11 protein-coding genes are annotated in these 13,575 nt (G+C 62.4%); 9 read left to right on the top strand and 2 right to left on the bottom strand.

Annotated elements, in window-relative coordinates; genetic code table 11:
* Positions 1 to 2: 2 nt before the first annotated feature.
* The 9 genes from murD to lpxC all read left to right on the top strand — a co-directional run bounded on the left by murD (position 3) and on the right by lpxC (position 10,463).
* Entirely contained in the window at positions 3 to 1,349 is a 1,347-nt protein-coding gene (gene murD, locus C4K38_RS26340) for a UDP-N-acetylmuramoyl-L-alanine--D-glutamate ligase (RefSeq protein ID WP_053280802.1), read from the top strand.
* Positions 1,346 to 2,563, top strand: coding sequence for a putative lipid II flippase FtsW (gene ftsW, locus C4K38_RS26335; protein ID WP_007928477.1), 1,218 nt, complete (start codon positions 1,346 to 1,348; stop codon positions 2,561 to 2,563). The genes murD and ftsW overlap by 4 nt, the downstream gene beginning before the upstream one ends.
* The gene (murG, locus tag C4K38_RS26330; RefSeq protein ID WP_053280801.1) at positions 2,553 to 3,623 is read left to right on the top strand and encodes an undecaprenyldiphospho-muramoylpentapeptide beta-N-acetylglucosaminyltransferase; all 1,071 of its coding nucleotides are present in this window, start codon (positions 2,553 to 2,555) and stop codon (positions 3,621 to 3,623) included. Before ftsW ends, murG begins: the two co-directional genes overlap by 11 nt.
* A complete protein-coding gene (murC, locus tag C4K38_RS26325) occupies positions 3,616 to 5,073 on the top strand; it encodes a UDP-N-acetylmuramate--L-alanine ligase (RefSeq protein ID WP_025806185.1) in 1,458 nt (485 codons plus the stop codon). The genes murG and murC overlap by 8 nt, the downstream gene beginning before the upstream one ends.
* Positions 5,070 to 6,038 (top strand): D-alanine--D-alanine ligase, encoded by a 969-nt coding sequence (locus C4K38_RS26320; RefSeq protein ID WP_053280800.1) that lies wholly within the window; start codon positions 5,070 to 5,072, stop codon positions 6,036 to 6,038. The genes murC and C4K38_RS26320 overlap by 4 nt, the downstream gene beginning before the upstream one ends.
* A gap of 4 nt (positions 6,039 to 6,042) precedes the next feature.
* On the top strand, positions 6,043 to 6,909 hold the full coding sequence (locus C4K38_RS26315; RefSeq protein ID WP_053280799.1) for a cell division protein FtsQ/DivIB: 867 nt from the start codon (positions 6,043 to 6,045) through the stop codon (positions 6,907 to 6,909).
* A 14-nt stretch (positions 6,910 to 6,923) separates the two neighbouring features.
* Positions 6,924 to 8,183, top strand: coding sequence for a cell division protein FtsA (gene ftsA, locus C4K38_RS26310; RefSeq protein WP_007922131.1), 1,260 nt, complete (start codon positions 6,924 to 6,926; stop codon positions 8,181 to 8,183).
* Positions 8,184 to 8,248: 65 nt separating this feature from the next.
* Positions 8,249 to 9,439, top strand: a complete 1,191-nt coding sequence (ftsZ, locus tag C4K38_RS26305) for a cell division protein FtsZ (protein ID WP_007922129.1) — start codon at positions 8,249 to 8,251, stop codon at positions 9,437 to 9,439.
* Between the two features lie 112 nt (positions 9,440 to 9,551).
* A complete protein-coding gene (gene lpxC, locus C4K38_RS26300) occupies positions 9,552 to 10,463 on the top strand; it encodes a UDP-3-O-acyl-N-acetylglucosamine deacetylase (RefSeq protein ID WP_009045509.1) in 912 nt (303 codons plus the stop codon).
* A gap of 144 nt (positions 10,464 to 10,607) precedes the next feature.
* Here the strand turns inward: lpxC and C4K38_RS26295 are convergent, their stop codons facing one another.
* Together C4K38_RS26295 and C4K38_RS26290 are read right to left on the bottom strand one after the other, a co-directional pair.
* Positions 10,608 to 12,095: a sensor domain-containing diguanylate cyclase gene (locus C4K38_RS26295; protein WP_053280798.1), complete on the bottom strand. Its 1,488-nt coding sequence runs from the start codon at positions 12,093 to 12,095 to the stop codon at positions 10,608 to 10,610.
* Between the two features lie 150 nt (positions 12,096 to 12,245).
* On the bottom strand, positions 12,246 to 13,526 hold the full coding sequence (locus tag C4K38_RS26290) for an OprD family porin (RefSeq protein ID WP_053280797.1): 1,281 nt from the start codon (positions 13,524 to 13,526) through the stop codon (positions 12,246 to 12,248).
* Positions 13,527 to 13,575: the final 49 nt, after the last annotated feature.

Raw genomic sequence — 13,575 nt, 5'->3', positions numbered from 1 at the left:
GAGTGTCTCTGATCGCTTCTGACCACTTCCGCATCGTTGTCGGCCTCGGCAAGAGCGGCATGTCCCTGGTTCGCTTCCTGGCGAACCGGGGCGTGTCGTTTGCCGTCGCCGATACGCGGGAAAATCCACCGGAGCTGGCCACGCTGCGCCGTGACTATCCGCATGTGGAAGTGCGTTGTGGCGAGCTGGACGTCGACTTCCTGTGCCGTGCCGACGAGCTCTACGTGAGCCCTGGCCTGGCCCTGGCGACCCCGGCCCTGCAAGCCGCCGCTGCCCGTGGGGTGAAACTCTCCGGCGATATCGAGCTGTTCGCGCGTAACGCGAAGGCGCCGATCGTCGCCATCAGCGGTTCCAACGCGAAAAGCACCGTGACCACCCTGGTGGGAGAAATGGCTGCGGCCGCGGGCAAGCGGGTCGCCGTGGGCGGCAACCTGGGTACCCCGGCCCTGGACCTGCTCAGCGACGACGTCGAGCTGTACGTCATGGAACTGTCCAGCTTCCAGCTGGAAACCACCGATCAGCTGGGTGCTGAAGTGGCCACCGTGCTGAACATCAGCGAAGACCACATGGACCGCTACAGCGGCCTGCCGGCGTACCACCTGGCCAAGCACCGGATCTTCCGTGGCGCCCGGCAAGTGGTGTTCAACCGCCAGGATGCCCTGACCCGGCCATTGATCGGCGAAGGCCTGCCGTGCTGGACCTTCGGCCTGAGCAAACCCGACTTCAAGGCATTCGGCCTGCGTGAAGAGAATGGCGAGAAATACCTGGCCTTCGAATTCCAGAACCTGATGCCGGTGCGCGAGCTGAAGATCCGCGGCGCCCATAACCAGTCCAACGCCCTGGCGGCGCTGGCCCTGGGGCATGCGGTCGGCCTGCCATTCGACGCCATGCTCTCGGCCCTGCGCAGCTTCGCCGGCCTCGAGCACCGCTGCCAGTGGGTTCGCGACCTGGATGGCGTGGGTTATTACAACGATTCCAAGGCCACCAACGTTGGCGCCGCACTGGCGGCCATCGAAGGCCTGGGCGCGGACATCGAAGGCAAGATCGTGCTGATCTCCGGTGGCGACGGCAAGGGTGCCGAGTTCAAGGACCTGCGCGATCCGGTGGCGGCCAACTGCCGCGTCGTGATCCTGATGGGCCGCGATTCCGACAAGATCGGCGAGGCCATTGGCGATGCCGTGTCGCTGATTCGCGTCGGCTCCCTGGTCGAAGCCGTGGCGCAATGCCGTGCCACTGCCCAAGCTGGTGATGTGGTGCTGCTGTCGCCAGCCTGTGCCAGTTTCGACATGTTCAAGAATTACGAAGACCGTGGTCACCAGTTCGTCCGCGCCGTGGAGGATCTGGCATGAACCTGAGAGACATCATCAAGCCTTATCCATCGCCGATCATCACCGGGCGCGGCGTCGACCTCGACTTCCCGATGCTCGCCGGCTGCCTGACGCTGCTTGGCCTCGGGTTGATCATGATTGCCTCGGCCTCCACCGAAGTGGCGGCGGTGCAGTCGGGCAGCGCCCTGTACTACATGATTCGCCACCTTATCTACGTGGTGCTGGGCCTGGGCGCCTGCATCGTCACCATGATGATTCCGATCGCCACCTGGCAACGCCTGGGCTGGATGATGCTGCTCGGTGCCTTCGGCTTGCTGGTGATGGTGATCATTCCGGGGATCGGCCGTGAAGTGAACGGTTCGATGCGCTGGATCGGCTTCAGTTTCTTCAACGTCCAGCCTTCCGAGATCGCCAAGGTATTCGTGGTGATCTACCTCGCCGGTTACCTGGTGCGTCGCCAGAAAGAAGTGCGCGAAAGCTGGATGGGCTTCTTCAAGCCGTTCATCGTGCTGCTGCCAATGGCTGGCCTGCTGCTGATGGAGCCGGACTTCGGTGCCACCGTGGTGATGATGGGGGCCGCGGCGGCGATGCTGTTCCTCGGCGGGGTCGGGCTGTTCCGTTTTTCCTTGATGGTGGTGCTGGCGGTCGCGGCGGTGGTCCTGCTGATTCAGATGCAGCCCTATCGAATGGCGCGTCTGACCAACTTTGCCGACCCCTGGGCCGACCAGTTCGGCGCTGGCTACCAGTTGTCCCAGGCCTTGATTGCTTTCGGCCGCGGCGAATGGCTGGGCGTTGGCCTGGGCAACAGCGTGCAGAAGCAGTTCTACCTGCCGGAAGCCCACACCGACTTCGTGTTCTCGGTCCTGGCCGAAGAGCTGGGCGCCGTGGGTTCCCTGTGCACGGTCGCGCTGTTCGTCTTTGTCTGTATCCGTGGCATGTACATCGGCCTGTGGGCCGAGAAAGCCAAGCAGTTCTTTGCCGCCTATGTCGCTTATGGCCTGTCGTTCCTGTGGATCGGCCAGTTCCTGATCAACATCGGGGTGAACGTCGGCCTGCTGCCGACCAAAGGTCTGACTTTGCCGTTCCTCAGTTATGGCGGCAGTTCGTTGGTGATCTGCTGCGCCTGTCTTGGCCTGTTGCTGCGCATCGAGTGGGAGAGTCGGACCCACCTGGGCAGCGAAGAGATGGAGTTCAGCGAGAGCGACTTCGCCGAGGAGCCAAGCCATGGGCGCTAATGTGCTGATCATGGCCGGTGGCACCGGCGGACATGTGTTCCCGGCGCTGGCCTGTGCCCGTGAGTTCCAGTCGCGCGGTTATACCGTGCACTGGCTCGGCACCCCGCGCGGTATCGAAAACGAGCTGGTGCCGAACGCCGGCCTGCAACTGCACCTGATCAACGTCAGCGGCCTGCGGGGCAAGAGCAAGCTGTCGCTGCTCAAGGCGCCATTCGTACTGCTCAAGGCGGTGCTGCAGGCGCGCCGGATCATTCGTCAGCTCAAGCCGGTCTGTGTGCTGGGCTTTGGCGGTTATGTGACCGGCCCTGGTGGCGTCGCGGCAAAACTGTCCGGTGTGCCGGTGATCGTTCATGAACAGAACGCGGTCGCCGGTACCGCCAATCGGCTGCTGGTGCCGTTGTCGGCCCGAGTCTGCGAAGCTTTCCCGGACACCTTTGGTGCCTCCAGCAGCCGGCGTACCACCGGCAACCCGGTGCGCACCGAGCTGTTCCTCGATACACCGCGCGAGGCTTTGGCCGGACGCAAGGCGCGTTTGCTGATCCTGGGCGGAAGCCTGGGAGCAGAGCCGTTGAACAAGTTGCTGCCTGAAGCCCTGGCGCTGGTCTCCCCCGAGCTGCGTCCGGAAGTGTTTCATCAGGCCGGCAAAAACCACGATGAAGTGACTGCAGAGCGCTATCGCGTCGCCGGCGTCGAGGCGCAGGTGCAGCCGTTCATCAAAGACATGGCCCAAGCCTACGGCTGGGCTGACCTGGTGGTCTGTCGCGCAGGCGCGTTGACCGTCAGTGAACTGGCTGCCGCCGGTCTGCCTTCGATGCTCGTGCCTTTGCCTCACGCCATCGACGATCACCAGACCCGCAATGCCGATTATTTGGCTCGTGAAGGCGCCGCTTTCCTGATGCCGCAAAGAACGACTGGCGCAGCGGACCTTGCCGCTCGCCTGACAGAGGTTTTGATGCAACCGGAACGACTCAACAGCATGGCCGACGCAGCTCGTCGCCTGGCCAAACCCGATGCCACCCGTAGCGTGGTCGATATCTGCCTGGAGGTGGCCCATGGTTGAGAATCAGAAAGCCATGCCACAACCGGAAATGCGCCGCATCCGTCGCATCCACTTCGTCGGTATCGGCGGCGTGGGCATGTGCGGGATCGCCGAAGTGCTGCTGAACCTGGGCTACCAGGTCTCCGGCTCCGACCTCAAGGCTTCGCCGGTTACCGAGCGCCTCGAGTCCTTCGGTGCGCAGATCTTTATCGGCCACCGCGCCGAGAACGCCGCCAACGCCGATGTACTGGTGGTGTCCAGCGCCGTGAACACCTCCAACCCGGAAGTGGCCACCGCCCTGGAACGCCGTATCCCTGTAGTGCCGCGCGCGGAAATGCTGGCCGAGCTGATGCGCTACCGCCACGGTGTCGCCGTTGCCGGTACCCACGGCAAGACCACCACCACCAGCCTGCTGGCCTCGGTGTTTGCCGCCGGTGGCCTGGACCCGACCTTCGTCATCGGTGGCCGGCTGAATGCAGCGGGTACCAATGCCCAGCTGGGCACCAGCCGCTACCTGATCGCCGAAGCCGATGAAAGCGACGCCAGCTTCCTGCACCTGCAGCCGCTGGTAGCCGTGGTGACCAACATCGACGCCGACCACATGGCGACCTACGACGGTGACTTCAACAAACTGAAGAAAACCTTCGTCGAATTCCTGCACAACCTGCCGTTCTATGGCCTGGCCGTGCTGTGCCTGGACGACCCGGTGGTGCGCGAGATCCTGCCACAGGTCAAGCGTCCGACCGTCACCTACGGTTTCAACGAAGGCGCCGACGTGCGGGCGATCAATGTCCGTCAGCAGGGCATGCAGACCTTCTTCACCGTGCTGCGTCCCGATCGCGAGCCGCTGGATGTCTCGGTGAACATGCCGGGCAACCACAACGTGCTGAACGCCCTGGCGACCATCTGCATCGCCACCGACGAAGGCATCAGCGATGAAGCCATCGTCCAGGGCCTGTCGGGCTTTCAGGGCGTGGGTCGACGCTTCCAGGTCTACGGCGAGCTGCCGGTGGAAGGCGGCAATGTGATGCTGGTGGACGACTACGGCCACCACCCGACCGAAGTCGCGGCGGTGATCAAGGCCGTACGCGGTGGCTGGCCTGAGCGCCGCCTGGTGATGGTCTATCAGCCGCACCGTTTCAGCCGCACCCGCGACCTGTACGACGATTTCGTCCAGGTGCTGGCGGACGCCAACGTCCTGCTGTTGATGGAAGTCTATCCAGCGGGCGAAGAGCCGATCCCGGGGGCGGACAGCCGTCAGCTGTGCCACAGCATCCGTCAGCGCGGTCAGCTGGATCCGATCTACATCGAGCGTGGGGTCGACCTCGCGCCGTTGGTCAAGCCGTTGCTGCGCGCCGGCGACATCCTGCTGTGCCAGGGGGCCGGTGATATCGGCGGCCTTGCGCCGAAACTGCTGAATAGTCCGTTGTTCGCGGGTGCCGTGCCTGCCGGTCAGGGGAAGTCGAAATGACCGCCGCCTACGCCTCTCTGTTTTCGACCCTCGCGCCGAAGGATTTCGGTCGCGTCGCCGTGCTGTTCGGCGGCAAGAGCGCCGAGCGCGAAGTCTCGCTGAAGTCCGGCAACGCCGTACTCGAAGCCTTGCTGAGCGCCGGTGTGGATGCCTTTGGCATCGACGTCGGTGACGACTTCCTGCAGCGCCTGCTGAACGAGAAGATCGACCGCGCCTTTATCATCCTCCACGGTCGTGGCGGCGAAGACGGCAGCATGCAGGGCCTGCTGGAATGCCTGGGCATTCCCTACACCGGCAGCGGCATCCTGGCCTCGGCGCTGGCGATGGACAAACTGCGTACCAAGCAGGTCTGGCACAGCCTCGGTATTCCGACGCCACGCCACGCCGTACTTGGCTCCGAGGCCGATTGTATTTGCGCGGCTACGGAACTGGGCATGCCTTTGATCGTCAAACCGGCGCATGAAGGTTCCAGTATTGGTATGGCCAAAGTGACATCCGCGTCCGAACTGATCGACGCATGGAAAGCGGCCAGCACCTACGACTCGCAAGTTCTGGTCGAACAATGGATCCAAGGTCCGGAGTTCACCATTGCCACGCTGCGCGGCCAGGTATTGCCACCGATCGCCCTGGGCACGCCCCACACGTTTTACGATTACGACGCCAAGTACCTGGCTTCCGATACCCAGTACCGGATCCCGTGCGGCCTCGACAGCGACAAAGAGCAGGAGCTCATGGACCTGACGGCGAAAGCCTGCGGGGCGCTTGGTATCGCCGGTTGGGCGCGTGCCGACGTGATGCAGGACGCCGATGGCCAGTTCTGGTTCCTGGAAGTGAACACCGCTCCCGGCATGACCGATCACAGCCTGGTTCCGATGGCGGCCCGCGCCGCCGGTCTGGATTTCCAGCAGCTGGTTCTGGCCATCCTGGCGGAGAGTGTCGTCAGTAACGCAGAGCCGCGAGGTTAAGGCCATGCAAGGCGCCCAGCTACGTCATCAGCAACCCGCTCCCGGCCGCAAGCCGGTGCCGCGTGGTGCCAGCCGGATGGTGGCCAAGGAGCCGATGTCGGCGCGCCTGCCGAAAGCCAACTTTGGCGTGCTGAAAAGCCTGATGTGGCCGGTGTTGCTGGTCGCGCTGGGCTTCGGGACTTACGAAGGCGCGCAACGCCTGCTGCCTTATGCCGACCGGCCGATCACCAAGGTCGCGGTGCAGGGCGACCTGAGTTACATCAGCCAGCAGGCGGTGCAGCAGCGGATCGCGCCCTACGTCGCGTCGAGCTTCTTCACCATCGACCTGGCGAGCATGCGCACCGAGCTGGAACAGATGCCGTGGATCGCTCATGCCGAGGTACGGCGTGTGTGGCCGGACCAGGTGGTGATTCGCCTGGAAGAACAACTGCCGGTGGCCCGTTGGGGCGACGAGGCGCTGTTGAATAACCAGGGCCAGGCCTTCACTCCGCGTGAGCTGGCGAACTATGAGCACTTGCCACAGTTGTTCGGCCCGCAGCGGGCCCAGCAGCAGGTGATGCAGCAGTACCAGGTGTTGAGCCAGATGCTTCGCCCGATGGGTTTCTCCATCGCCCGTCTGGAGTTGCGCGAGCGCGGCAGCTGGTTCCTGACCACGGGGGCCGGCAGCGCCGGTCCTGGCATCGAGTTGTTGCTTGGACGCGATCACCTTGTGGAGAAGATGCGCCGCTTCATTGCCATTTATGAAAAAACGCTGAAAGAACAGATTACGAACATCGCGCGCATCGATCTGCGTTATGCCAACGGCCTGGCCGTCGGCTGGCGGGGACCTGTAGCGCCCACGACGGCCCAACCCGCCGTCGCGAAGAATTAAGAAGAGGCAGGACCATGGCAAACGTGCAAAGCGGCAAAATGATCGTCGGTCTGGATATCGGCACCTCCAAGGTGGTGGCGCTGGTAGGCGAGGTCGCGGCCGATGGCACGCTGGAAATCGTCGGTATCGGCACCCATCCATCGCGCGGCCTGAAGAAGGGCGTGGTGGTGAATATCGAGTCCACCGTTCAATCGATCCAGCGCGCGGTAGAAGAAGCGCAACTGATGGCCGGTTGCCGTATCCACTCGGCGTTCGTCGGCGTGGCGGGCAATCACATTCGCAGCCTGAACTCCCACGGCATCGTGGCGATTCGTGATCGTGAAGTGAGCTCGGCGGACCTGGAACGGGTACTCGACGCGGCGCAGGCCGTGGCGATTCCGGCCGACCAGCGGGTGCTGCACACCCTGCCGCAGGATTACGTGATCGATAACCAGGAAGGCGTGCGCGAGCCCCTGGGCATGTCCGGCGTGCGTCTGGAAGCCAAGGTGCACGTGGTGACCTGCGCGGTGAATGCCGCACAGAACATCGAAAAGTGCGTGCGTCGCTGCGGCCTGGAAATCGACGACATCATTCTCGAACAGCTGGCCTCGGCCTATTCGGTGCTGACCGACGACGAGAAAGAGCTGGGCGTGTGCCTGGTGGATATCGGTGGCGGTACCACCGACATCGCGATCTTCACCGAAGGTGCGATCCGCCATACCGCGGTGATCCCGATTGCCGGCGACCAGGTGACCAACGACATCGCCATGGCGCTGCGTACGCCGACCCAGTACGCCGAAGAAATCAAGATTCGTTACGCCTGCGCCCTGGCCAAGCTGGCCGGTGCCGGTGAAACCATCAAGGTGCCAAGCGTCGGCGACCGTCCACCGCGCGAGCTGTCCCGCCAGGCCCTGGCCGAAGTGGTCGAGCCGCGTTACGACGAGCTGTTCACCCTGATCCAGGCCGAACTGCGTCGCAGCGGCTATGAAGACCTGATCCCGGCCGGCATCGTGCTGACCGGCGGTACTTCGAAAATGGAAGGCGCGGTCGAACTGGCTGAAGAGATTTTCCACATGCCGGTCCGCCTGGGCGTGCCGCACACCGTCAAGGGCCTGTCCGACGTGGTGCGCAACCCGATCTATTCCACCGGCGTGGGCTTGCTGTTGTACGGGCTGCAGAAGCAGTCCGACGGTATCTCGTTCTCCGGCATCGGCAGCCGGGACAGCTACAGCAGCGACGAACCCAAGGCTGCTTTGCTCGATCGCATCAAGAGCTGGGTGCAGGGCAACTTCTGAAGATTTACCGCAACACCGTTGTAAGCAGTAGGCGAAAAAACTAGAGAAATGAAAGGAGAGGGAAAATGTTCGAACTCGTAGACAACGTCCCCGCAAGTCCGGTAATCAAGGTTATCGGTGTCGGCGGTGGCGGCGGCAACGCCGTCAATCACATGGTCAAGAGCAACATCGAAGGCGTCGAATTCATCTGCGCCAACACTGATGCTCAAGCGCTGAAAAACATCGGCGCGCGGACCATCCTGCAACTGGGTACCGGCGTGACCAAGGGCCTGGGTGCTGGCGCCAATCCTGAAGTCGGCCGCCAAGCCGCTCTGGAAGACCGCGAGCGTATCGCTGAAGTGCTGGCGGGCACCAACATGGTGTTCATCACCACCGGCATGGGCGGTGGTACCGGTACCGGTGCTGCGCCGATCATCGCCGAAGTGGCCAAGGAAATGGGCATCCTTACCGTTGCGGTAGTGACTCGTCCGTTCCCGTTCGAAGGCCGCAAGCGTATGCAGATCGCCGATGAAGGCATCCGCGCGCTGAGCGAAAGCGTCGATTCGTTGATCACCATTCCCAACGAAAAGCTGCTGACCATCCTCGGCAAGGACGCCAGCCTGCTGTCGGCTTTCGCCAAGGCCGACGACGTTCTGGCCGGTGCCGTTCGCGGTATCTCCGACATCATCAAGCGTCCGGGCATGATCAACGTCGACTTCGCCGACGTGCGTACCGTGATGAGCGAAATGGGCATGGCGATGATGGGCACTGGCTGCGCCAGCGGTCCAAACCGTGCACGTGAAGCGACCGAAGCGGCGATCCGCAACCCGCTGCTGGAAGACGTGAACCTGCAAGGCGCACGCGGCATCCTGGTGAACATCACCGCAGGTCCCGACCTGTCCCTGGGTGAGTACTCCGACGTGGGTAGCATCATTGAAGCCTTCGCTTCCGAGCACGCCATGGTCAAGGTCGGTACCGTTATCGATCCGGATATGCGCGACGAGCTGCACGTGACCGTGGTTGCCACGGGTCTGGGCGCGAAAATCGAGAAGCCTGTAAAGGTCATCGACAATACCGTGCAAACCTCCATGGCCGCTGCACAGGCGCCAGCACCTGCCCGTCAGGAACTGCCGTCGGTCAACTACCGTGATCTGGACCGTCCGACCGTCATGCGCAACCAGGCCCAGGCCAGTGCTGCGACTGCGGCGAAGCTGAATCCGCAAGATGATCTGGACTATCTGGACATCCCGGCTTTCCTGCGTCGCCAGGCCGATTGATGGAATGTATCAGGGGTATTAGGGTGATTGGTGTTCAGCAAAGGTCTGGTCTGCTATTATCGCCAGCCTTTGTTGATACCAGTTCGCAATTTGCGCTGAAGCGGCCCAAGCCATGATTAAACAACGCACCCTGAAGAATATTATCCGTGCCACAGGTGTAGGCCTGCACTCTGGGGAGAAGGTTTACCTGACCCTCAAGCCTGCGCCTGTCGACACCGGCATTGTGTTTTGTCGTGCCGACCTGGACCCTGTGGTGCAGATTCCTGCTCGCGCGGAAAACGTTGGTGAAACCACTATGTCGACCACACTGGTCAACGGTGACACCAAAGTGGACACGGTGGAGCACTTGCTCTCGGCCATGGCTGGCCTGGGCATCGATAACGCCTACGTCGAGCTCTCCGCGTCCGAAGTCCCGATCATGGATGGCAGCGCTGGACCCTTCGTATTCCTGATTCAATCTGCCGGCCTGGAAGAACAGGACGCAGCCAAGAAGTTCATCCGCATCCTTCGTGAGGTGACGGTGGAAGACGGCGACAAGCGCGCCACTTTCGTGCCTTTCGACGGTTTTAAAGTGAGCTTTGAGATCGATTTCGATCACCCGGTTTTCCGTGACCGCACCCAGAGTGCAAGCGTGGACTTTTCCAGCACGTCGTTCGTGAAGGAAGTCAGCCGCGCCCGTACCTTTGGTTTCATGAGTGATATCGAGTACCTGCGCAAGCACAACCTCGCACTCGGCGGCAGCGTGGAAAACGCCATCGTGGTCGACGCGGATGGTGTACTGAACGAAGACGGCCTTCGCTACGAAGACGAATTCGTGAAGCACAAGATCCTCGACGCAATTGGTGACCTCTACCTGCTGGGCAACAGCCTGATAGGTGAGTTCAAAGGCTTCAAGTCGGGCCATGCACTGAACAACCAGCTTCTGCGCAAGCTCATTGAGCAGAAAGACGCTTGGGAAGTCGTGACCTTCGAAGATGCCAGCACTGCACCGATCTCTTACATGCGTCCAGTTGCGGCCGTGTAAGTAACACTCTCTTTCCTTTTGTTTTTAAAGGCTGCCTTCGGGTGGCCTTTTTTTATGTCCGCAGATTGTTGCGTGGCTGATGACGCTATCGCGGGCAAGCCTCGCTCCTACAGACGAGGCAAGGCTTGCCCGCGATGAGGTCCCTTAACCCACCACCCGATTTCGCCCTTCGGCCTTGGCCTGGTACAGCGCCTTGTCGGCCATCGAGCACAGCGCTTCCAGGCTGGACTTCGGCGTGCCTGCCCAGGTGCTGAGACCGATGCTGATGGTGATCGGCGAGGCGCCGTCCTGGATAGGCGGCAGGCGTTCGACCCCCAGGCGAATATGCTCGGCGATACGTCGGGCGCCTTCGTTGTCGGTCTCCGGCAGGACCACGGCGAACTCCTCGCCGCCGTAGCGCGCAGCCAGGTCGCCGGGGCGACGGATATTGTCACTGATCACCCGGGCCACGATGCGCAGGGCTTCATCGCCGAGCGGGTGGCCGTAGCGGTCGTTGAAGGCCTTGAAGTGATCCACGTCGAGCATCAGCAGCGACAGGGCGCTGTGGGAGCGCTGCGCGCGTCCCCATTCGCGGGCCAGGGTCTGATCCAGGCTGCGGCGGTTGTCGAGGCCGGTGAGGGCGTCGGTAGCGGCCAGTTGCGCAAGTTCCTGCTCGGCGCTCTGGCGGCGACGCAGTTCCCGGCACAGCAGCCAGGTCAGCCACAGCAGGCCCAGGCACAGCGCACCGGTGGCGCCACCGACTACCAGCGCGGTGCGCTGCCAGGAGGCGAAGACTTCATTGCTGGAGAGCGCCACGATTACGATCAGCGGCAGGTCACCGACCTGGGAGAAGGTATACAGGCGTGGCTGCTGGGTGCTGGACAGGCCTTTGAAGCTGCCATTCCCCTCGCTCAGGATGCGGATGAAATTGGGCCGTTGGCTGAAGTCCTGGCCGATCAGGTTATCCGCTCGCGGCGGTTCCTGGGCCAGCAGGATACCGTCGCGACTGATCAGGTTGACCGAGCTGTCGCGGCCGACATTCAGGCTTTTGAACAATTGGCTGAAGTAGTCCAGGCGCATGGCCGCTTCGGCCACGCCGAGGAACTCCCCGCGCTCGTTGGAAACCCGCCGGCTGAAACTGATGCGCCAATCCAGCTCGGGCGGGCGGGCGCGGAACGGTCGGCTGATCAGCATGCCCGGATCGGGGTTATCCACATGGGACTGGAAGTACTCTCGATCGGCAAAGTTGCCCTTGCGCGGTTCGACCGAAGCGGAGTCGGCGAGCACGTCGCCACGGGAGTCGAGCAGCAGGATATTGCCCTTGTAGGGCGCAGCGGTGGCCCGGTCGAACAGCGCCATATGGCGAATGGTCGGCGAGACCTGCTTCAGGTCCTCGCGTTGCGAGGCGCTGATCAGGCCACGCAGGGATACGTCGTACAACTCGACGTTGCGCAGCACGTCGGCGTCGATCAATTGCACGATGTTGGAAGCCGCACGGGTGGCGGCCCTTTCGACGCTGCCGCGCTCGCGAATCAGCAAGAAAGTCACGATGCTCAGGATGGAGATGACCATCAATGAGCTTCCAAGAATCAGCATCCTTTCCGACCGGGTCGAAGTGGTCGTGTTGCGGGGTGTCGCACTACTCACACTCATGGTTCTGACTTCTGCGATCTATACGTTGTAAGGGTATTTTCGGGTGAAGCGAGCAGAGTTGCAGAGACCGATCGCGCCTGCGGGCGCATGTATAAATCCCAGACAAAAAAAAGGCCAGCAAAATGATGCTGGCCTTTTGCTTAATCGCGCTTAGAACACATTGATCGGGTAGTCGAGGATCACCCGGTATTCGTCGGTGTCGTTGTCCAGCGCGCCATAACCATTGCCGCCCCGGTTGGTGGCCCACTGCAGGCGGACCGCGAGGTCCTTGGCCTTGCCGCCCTGGACCACATACTTGAGGTCGAGGTCGCGTTCCCAGTGCTTGGCGTGTTCGCCGCCGGCGCTGTACCAGTGGGCGTAGCCACGGCTGTGGGGATCGACCTTGGTCAGGTCCAGCTCGCCGCGCGAGTAGGAGAGCGCCGAGGTCAGGCCCGGCAGGCCGAGGCCGGCGAAGTCGTAGGCGTACTTGAGTTTCCACGAGCGCTCGTTGGGGCCGTTGAAATCCGAATACTGCTGGGAGTTGTCCAGGTAGATGCTGTCGCCCTGGTTGATGTAGTCGAACGGTGTGTTGCCGTTCACCCGCTGGTAGGCGGCGGTGAGGCTGTGATGGCCGACGCCCAGGGTAAAATGCAGGCTGTAGGTGTTGTTGTCGATGTCGCCCAGCAGAGCGTCGCCAGTGTCCTGGGTGTGATAGAAGTGCAGGCCCGGATTCAGGGTCACCAGCTCGTTCAGCGCATAGCTGTAGTCGAGGTCGTAGTAGTACTGGTTCCAGATGTCCTTGAGTTCGGCGGCGTACAGGCTGCTGGTCAGCCCGGTCATGCCGCTCCAGGCCACGCCAGCCCAATTCAGGTGCTGGCTTTCGGTGCCGTTCGCCGGATTGCTGTACGCGCTGCCGATACGCCGGCGGCCGCTCTGATTATAGGGTTTGGTGAAGCTGGCCTGGCCGCCTTCGAGCAGCCAGCCGTCAAAGCTGTGGTTGGTCAGGCTGACACCGCGGAAGGTCTGCGGCAGCATGCGGCTCTGGCCGCCGGCGATCACCGGATTGTTGAGGAACAAGTCGCCGGCCTTGAGCTCGGTGTCGAAGGCGCGGATTTTCAGGGTGGCGCCAGCGGTGGAAAACGACGTCGGCGCTTTGCCGCTGCCATCGCTGATCGGCAGGATGCTCGAGCTGTCGGTGCCGCCACCGCCATCGAGTTTCAGGCCGAGCATGGCGTTGGCATCGACACCGAAACCGACTGTGCCCTGGGTATAACCCGACTCGAAGATCCCCAGGAAACCCTGGCCCCACTCGATGTTGTCATCGTTCTGCTGGTGGCGGTTGCGATTCATGTAGTAGTTGCGGGCGTTGAGCTTGAGGCTTGCGCCTTCGACGAAGCCTTCCGGGCTGGCCTCATCGGCTGCCTGGACGCAGGGGGCGATAGTTGCAGCCATTGCAATGAACAACGGGCTGAGAGTTGACGTGACCTTCACCGGTATAAAG

The organism is Pseudomonas chlororaphis subsp. piscium (assembly GCF_003850345.1).
In the GTDB taxonomy this organism is placed as follows: Bacteria; Pseudomonadota; Gammaproteobacteria; order Pseudomonadales; family Pseudomonadaceae; genus Aquipseudomonas; species Aquipseudomonas piscium.
This window is presented reverse-complemented; position numbering and strand designations above follow the sequence as displayed.

What these genes read in the sequence shown, in the direction of transcription:
- ftsW (WP_007928477.1), top strand. Translation starts at nt 1,346, where the DNA reads ATGAACCTGAGAGACATCATCAAGCCTTATCCATCGCCGATCATCACC.
- murG (WP_053280801.1), top strand. Translation starts at nt 2,553, where the DNA reads ATGGGCGCTAATGTGCTGATCATGGCCGGTGGCACCGGCGGACATGTG.
- murC (WP_025806185.1), top strand. Translation starts at nt 3,616, where the DNA reads ATGGTTGAGAATCAGAAAGCCATGCCACAACCGGAAATGCGCCGCATC.
- C4K38_RS26320 (WP_053280800.1), top strand. Translation starts at nt 5,070, where the DNA reads ATGACCGCCGCCTACGCCTCTCTGTTTTCGACCCTCGCGCCGAAGGAT.
- C4K38_RS26315 (WP_053280799.1), top strand. Translation starts at nt 6,043, where the DNA reads ATGCAAGGCGCCCAGCTACGTCATCAGCAACCCGCTCCCGGCCGCAAG.
- ftsA (WP_007922131.1), top strand. Translation starts at nt 6,924, where the DNA reads ATGGCAAACGTGCAAAGCGGCAAAATGATCGTCGGTCTGGATATCGGC.
- ftsZ (WP_007922129.1), top strand. Translation starts at nt 8,249, where the DNA reads ATGTTCGAACTCGTAGACAACGTCCCCGCAAGTCCGGTAATCAAGGTT.
- lpxC (WP_009045509.1), top strand. Translation starts at nt 9,552, where the DNA reads ATGATTAAACAACGCACCCTGAAGAATATTATCCGTGCCACAGGTGTA.
- C4K38_RS26295 (WP_053280798.1), bottom strand. Translation starts at nt 12,095, where the DNA reads ATGAGTGTGAGTAGTGCGACACCCCGCAACACGACCACTTCGACCCGG.
- C4K38_RS26290 (WP_053280797.1), bottom strand. Translation starts at nt 13,526, where the DNA reads ATGGCTGCAACTATCGCCCCCTGCGTCCAGGCAGCCGATGAGGCCAGC.